This window comes from Thiomonas sp. (assembly GCF_054608695.1).
The window spans coordinates 1-3,309 of sequence record NZ_JBTRXV010000183.1; the positions used below are offsets into that span (position 1 = coordinate 1).

4 protein-coding genes are annotated in these 3,309 nt (G+C 65.7%); all 4 read right to left on the bottom strand.

The features are described 5' to 3' along the window. On the bottom strand, positions 1-638 hold a 638-nt coding region (locus ACYCUK_RS23950), incomplete at its 3' end, for a nitrilase-related carbon-nitrogen hydrolase (RefSeq protein WP_461597085.1). 72 nt (positions 639-710) lie between these two features. After that, on the bottom strand, positions 711-1,781 hold the full coding sequence (locus tag ACYCUK_RS23955; RefSeq protein WP_461597086.1) for a BMP family ABC transporter substrate-binding protein: 1,071 nt from the start codon (positions 1,779-1,781) through the stop codon (positions 711-713). A 37-nt stretch (positions 1,782-1,818) separates the two neighbouring features. Beyond that, positions 1,819-2,742 carry an ABC transporter permease gene (locus ACYCUK_RS23960; RefSeq protein WP_461597087.1) on the bottom strand — a complete coding sequence of 308 codons (924 nt, stop codon included), beginning with the start codon at positions 2,740-2,742 and terminating at the stop codon, positions 1,819-1,821. Further along, positions 2,739-3,309, bottom strand: a 571-nt coding sequence (locus ACYCUK_RS23965; protein ID WP_461597088.1) for an ABC transporter permease subunit, incomplete at its 5' end; no start/stop codon positions are given. The genes ACYCUK_RS23965 and ACYCUK_RS23960, both read right to left, overlap by 4 nt.

A 3,309-nucleotide genomic window follows, 5' to 3' on the forward strand; every position in this document is an offset into this window, starting at 1 on the left:
CTGGCGGTGATGGCGAGGTTCTGGAACGCGTTCGCCTGGTTGGTGATCTTCCACGCGTGACGTATCGGCGCGGTGTAGCCGGCCGTGCGCAGGATGATCTCGGCTCCCTTGTAGGCCGCCTCGCGCGCCATCTCGGGAAACATGCCGTCGTGGCAGATGATCAAGGCGAGCCTGCAGCCGTTCGGGCCGTCGCACACCGGGATGCCCATATTGCCGGGTTCCCAGGCCTCCACCGGCACCCAGGGATGCAGCTTGCGGTAGTAGAGCTTGATCTCGCCCTGGTCGTCGATGATCAGGCCGGTGTTGTACGGATTGCCATGCGGGTTGAGCTCCATGATGGAGAAGCAGCCCCAGATCCTGTGCGCGACGCACGCGGCCTTGAACGACGCCACCTCGGGACCGTCGAGCGACACCATCAGCTCGGGCGCCGTGCTCATCGACAGGCCGTGCAGCGCGTACTCCGGGAACACGACGAGGTCCATCGTGCCCAGGTTGCGCCGCGCCTTGCCGACCATGGCGCAGATGCGCCCGGCCTGCGCGGCGAGCTGCGCCGGCGTCTCCACCACCGGCAGTTGCAGTTGCACCAGGCCGACGACAACGCCCTGGGGAGATTTGTTCAGGCCACCGAGTCCGCTCATGTGCATCACTCCTCTTTCGAAACGCCCAGCGCAGCGCTCATGCGCATCCCCGGCATGGATGGCATCACGCCATCATTTCGTGCTGCCGATCACGCCTTTGACGAAAAAGTCCATCGACGCCACCTTGTCCGGATTCAGCGCTTCGCCCTTCGGCGCGAGCAATTTGTCGTCCTGCGCATAGATCGGGCCCGCCCAGACATGCAGCTTGCCGTCTTCGATCTCCTGCTTCTTCGCTTCGATCAGCTTGCGCGTGGCCGCGTCGACCGACGAACCGAAGGGAGCAAGCTGGGTCGTACCCGATTTCAGATTGCCGCGAATGGCCTCGGATTTCCAGGTGCCGGCCTCGACTTGCTTGACCACGCCGGCCATGATGGGCCCCCAATTCTCGACAACCCCCGTGAGCCAACCTTGTGGATCGAACTTGCTGTCATCGAAGTGGTAGCCGACGACCTTGATGCCGCGCTTCTTCGCCGCCTCGATCACGGGTATGGGTGAATCGACATGCGAGGCGACGACATCGATCCCTTGATCCACCAAGGCGTTCACCGAAGCCACATCCTTGGCCGGGTCGTTCCATGAGCCCGTGTAAACAACGGTCACCGTGGCCTTCGGATTGACCGACTGCGCCCCCAACGCCAGGGCATTGATGTTCTGCAGGACAGGAGGAATCGGGTGCGCCGCGACGAAGCCGATCTTGCCGCTCTTGGTCGCCTTGCCGGCGGCGATGCCGGCCAGGTACATGGCCTCGTAGGTTTCGGCGGCATACGTTCCGAGATTCGCGGCCCGCTTGTCGCCATAGCAATGCATGAAGGTGACCTTGGGATACTTCTTCGCCAAGTCCAGCGCGTACGACAGATAGCCATAGCTGGTGGCGAAAATCACCTTGTCTCCGGCGCCGATCATGCGCTCCATCGCCTGCGTGACCTGCGCGTTTTCGGGAATATTTTCGAGATAGTTGGTCTTCACGCCGGGCAAGGTCTTCTGTACGTGCTGCCGCCCGGTGTCCTGTGCCTCGTTGTAGCCACCGTCGGTCTTGGCGCCGACGTAGACATAGCCGACGGCGACGTCGGCCGAAGCGGGTCTCGCATAGACCGTAAGCCCCAGGCTCAGGGCTGCAAACAAGGCGAGGATGCGGCACTTCATGTTGTGACTCCTAAGCAGTGTGGGTGAAAGAAAATGTTCAAGCCATGCCCCGGAACACGCCGACGAGTTCCTGCGGCATGGACGTGCCGCGCTGGCTGGCCCGATAGCTCAGGAGCAACACGACGAGCGGCACCAGATAGGGCAAGGTGCCGAGCAGATAGGGGGAGATGTCGACGCCGATGGACTGCAGCCGCAGCGCCAGCGCTTCCGACAGGCCGTAGATCAGCGCCACCGGCAGCGCCAGCCAGGGGTTCCAGCGCGCGACGATGACCAGGCCCACCGCCAGCAGGCCGCGCCCGGCCGTCATCTGCTCGACCCAGGTGCGGGTGTAATCCACCGACAGCGCCGCCCCGGCCAGCCCGGTGAACAGGCCGCCGGTGAGGATGCCGGCCAGGCGCAGTGCCATGGGGCGCTTGCCGAGCATGCGCAGGGCGTCGGCCGACTCGCCGGTGGCGCGCCACACCAGGCCCCACTGGGTGCGGTACAGGAACAGGCCGCAGGCGATGACCAGGATCAGCGCCAGATACACCGTGGGCGTGAGTTGCCCGAGAAAGCCGCCGACGATGGGCAGGTGGCCCAGCCAGCCATGCGCCAGGCTGTGGAACCCCGAAATCTGCTGGCCGACCAGCGGCGCGCCGTAGAACGCCGACAGCCCGTTGCCGAGAAAGAAAATCGCCAGCCCGCTGGCAATCTGGTTCACGCCCAGGCCGAGGCAGAGCAGGGCGTGCACCGACGACAGCGCCATGCCCGCCAGCGCCCCCACCACCAGCCCCAGCCAGGGGTTGCCACTGGCGTAGGTGGCGGCAAAGCCGGCGGCGGCGCCCACCAGCATCTGCCCCTCCACCCCGAGGTTGACGATGCCGGTGCGCTGCGTCAGCATCTCGCCCAGCATGGCCAGCAGCACCGGCGTGGCCATGAGCAGGGCGATGGACAGCAGCCCGAACCACGCGGCGAGGTTCATGCGGCACTCCTGCGCTTGGCCCGCCAGGCGCCCACGCCCAGCACGCTGATGAACAACAGCGCCTGCATCACCAGGGTGTTGGAGAACGGCAGTTGGGCGAACAGTTGCAGCGCGTCGCCGGCGGACAGCAGCCCGCCCATGATCAGCGCCAGCGGAATGATGCGCAGGAAGTTCTGTCCCGCCAGCCACGCCACCAGGAAGCCGATATAGCCATAGCCCGAGGAGATATCGGGCTGCAGATGGTTCTGCACATTGGCCGCCTGCACCCAACCCGCCAGCGCCGCCAGACTGCCCGCCAGCGCCATCACCGCCATGGCATGGCGGGTGTAAGACAGCCCGGCCATGCGTGCCACGCGGGGGTTGCTGCGCAGCAGCGCCAAGCCGGTGCCCCAGCGGCTTTTCTCGACCAGCACATGCAGGCCGAGGGCGAGCAGCACCGCCAGGACGAGGGCCCAGTTGCTGGAGAGCGCGCCGAGGTGCAGCTCGGGGAACTTGGCGGCGGAGGGAAAGTCGATGGTGGCCGGCCAGCCGAGATTGGCGGCATCTTTCCACGGCCTGTACACCGCG